The 2537-nt window shown below is 71.9% G+C and carries 3 protein-coding genes; all 3 read left to right on the top strand.

Annotated elements, in window-relative coordinates:
* The first annotated feature begins 112 nt into the window (after positions 1-112).
* Genes DLJ49_RS21035 through DLJ49_RS21025 form a run of 3 tightly spaced genes read left to right on the top strand, consistent with a single transcriptional unit; the run spans position 113 to position 2508 of the window.
* A complete protein-coding gene (locus DLJ49_RS21035) occupies positions 113-517 on the top strand; it encodes an IS66-like element accessory protein TnpA (protein WP_199533476.1) in 405 nt (134 codons plus the stop codon).
* Entirely contained in the window at positions 514-870 is a 357-nt protein-coding gene (gene tnpB, locus DLJ49_RS21030; RefSeq protein ID WP_115395458.1) for an IS66 family insertion sequence element accessory protein TnpB, read from the top strand. Before DLJ49_RS21035 ends, tnpB begins: the two co-directional genes overlap by 4 nt.
* A gap of 57 nt (positions 871-927) precedes the next feature.
* Entirely contained in the window at positions 928-2508 is a 1581-nt protein-coding gene (locus DLJ49_RS21025; RefSeq protein WP_115395457.1) for an IS66 family transposase, read from the top strand.
* Positions 2509-2537: the final 29 nt, after the last annotated feature.

Here is a 2537-nt window from a genome sequence, read left to right as displayed (position 1 = left end):
GTAAGCGGCAGCTCGGTGCCCTCTCTTCCTGAGGCGAGGTTTGCTTGATCCATTTAACCCTGATGTTGCGATGGATGGGACGTGAGCTTTGCAGGAAAGTGCGCAGCTTTTGTTGGCCGGGGGCACGAGCGCTGTCGAACGGCTGGAGGTGATGGTGGGGCCGACGGGCCGGCGGTCGTGGCCCGACGAGGTGAAAGCGCGGATCGTGCTGGAGTCCTTCAAGCCGGGCGCGCGCGTGGTGGACGTGGCGCGCCGGTACGGGATCGCGCCGCAGCAGCTGACGGCGTGGCGACGCCTTGCCCGGCAGGGCAAGCTCGCGTTGCCCGTCGACGAGGCCGCCGAGCAGACCTTCGCCGCGCTGGTGATCGAGGACGAGGGCGAGGCGCCTTGCGCGCCGGTCAGCGAGGGCACCGCGCCGGTCGAGATCGAGATGGACGGGGTGATCGTGCGGCTGGCGGGCGACGCGCCCGCGAGGCGGGTGGCCGAGATCGCGGCGGCGCTGCGGGCGGCGCGATGATCGCGCCGGCGCAGGCGGTGCGGGTCGTGATCGCCACGCGTCCCGTCGACTTCCGCAAGGGCCATGACGGCCTTGCCGCCCTGGCGCAGAACGAGCTCGGTCTCGACCCGCATTCCGGCGCCGTCGTCGTGTTCCGCTCGAAGCGCGGCGATCGCATCAAGGTGCTCGTGTGGGACGGGACCGGGGTGGTTCTCGTCTACAAGCGCCTCGAGGGTGGCAAGTTCGCCTGGCCGACGATCCGGGACGGCGTCATGCGTCTCTCCCGGGCCCAGTTCGAGGCGCTGTTCGAAGGGCTCGACTGGCGCCGGGTGCACGGGCCGCGCCGGGTCCGGCCGCCCCGTGCGGCGGAGTGACTCGGGCGCGCTGAAGGGCCTCGCGAACGCCGCCCCTGCCGGTACCCTCCCGCGGCGATGAGCCCGCCTGCCGAGATCGACCTCGACGCCCTGCCGCCGGAGATCCGCGCCGCCTTCGAGGCGGAGCGCGCCCGGCGTGCGGCGCTGGAGGCGGAGGTGGCGACGCTCGCCGAGCACAATCGCCGGCTCGAACACCTGGTGAAGGAGTTCCAGCACGCGCTCTACGGCCGGAAGTCCGAGAAGCTCGACGCCGACGCGCGCCAGCTGGCCTTCGAGGACCTCGAGGCCGCGGTCGCCGAGGCGGAGGAGGCGCAGGAGCGCGCCGCCACGCCGGCCCCCGCACCCCGGGACAGTCGGGCGGGCATCAAGCGCAACCAGGGGCGCTTGCCGAAGGAACTGCCTCGCATCGAGCGGGTGATCGAACCGGAGACGACGCTCTGCCCGTGCGGCTGCGGGGAGATGACAAGGATCGGCGAGAACCGCACGGAGCGCCTCGACATCGTGCCGGCCCAGTTCCGGGTGATCGCCACCGTGCGCCCCAGATACGCCTGCCGGCGCTGCGCGGGCGCGGTCGCCCAGGCACCGGCGCCCGCCTTCCTGATCGAGGGCGCGCTGCCGACGGAGCGGATGATCGCGCACATCCTGGTCTCCAAATACGCCGACCACACGCCCCTCTACCGCCAGTCCCAGATCTTCGCTCGTGCCGGGATCGACCTGCACCGGTCCACCCTCGCCGAATGGGTCGGCAAGGCCGCCTTCCACCTTGCCCCCATCGTCGACGGGCTCGTCGGACACCTGAAGCGCTCCGGGAAGCTCTTCCTCGACGAGACCACCGCGCCCGTGCTCGATCCCGGTCGGGGCCGCACGAAGACGGGGTATCTGTGGGCGCTCGCCCGCGACGATCGCCGGTGGGGCGGCGCCGACCCGCCCGCGGTCGTCTACCACTACGCTCCCGGCCGCGGCGCCGAGCACGCCAAGGCGATCCTCGAGGGCTTCTCCGGGATCCTGCAGGTCGACGGCTATGCCGCCTACAAGCGGGTGCGCGACGATCGCGGCCCGGACGCGCCGCTCGTCCTCGCGCATTGCTGGGCCCATGGCCGGCGCCAGCTCCGCGAGATCTTCGACCGCGACGCTTCGCCCATCGCCGAGGAGGGGCTGCGCCGGATCGCCGAACTCTACGCCATCGAGGCGGCGCTGAAGAGCAGCCCGCCCGGGCAGCGCCGCGCCGTGCGCCAGGCGCGATCGGCACCGCTCGTGGAGGACTTCGGGGCGTGGCTGGCCCGCGTCCGCGCGGGAACCTCCGCCAAGTCCCGCCTCGGCCAGAAGCTCGCCTACTTCGCCAACCATTGGGAGGGCCTCTGCGTCTTCCTCGACGACGGCCGCGTCGAGATCGACAGCAACGCCGTCGAGAACACGATCCGCCCCCTCAGCCTGCAACGGAAGAACGCCCTCTTCGCCGGCCACGACGAGGGCGCACACGGCTGGGCGCGGATCGCCTCCCTCATAGAGACCTGCAAGCTGAACGGAGTCGATCCGCTCGCCTACCTCACCGCCACCCTCGAGGCGATCGCCGCCGGTCACCCCGCTAACAGGATCGACGATCTCATGCCCTGGGCCTTCTCGCCAGCGTCAAGCTGATCGGCCAAGGGCCGCCAGCGGCCGCTTAC

This window comes from Rhodovulum sp. 12E13, from assembly GCF_003340565.1.
Lineage (GTDB): Bacteria > Pseudomonadota > Alphaproteobacteria > Rhodobacterales > Rhodobacteraceae > HLUCCA09.
The sequence above is the reverse complement of the archived record's forward strand: the minus strand, read 5'-3'. Positions and strand labels throughout refer to the sequence as shown.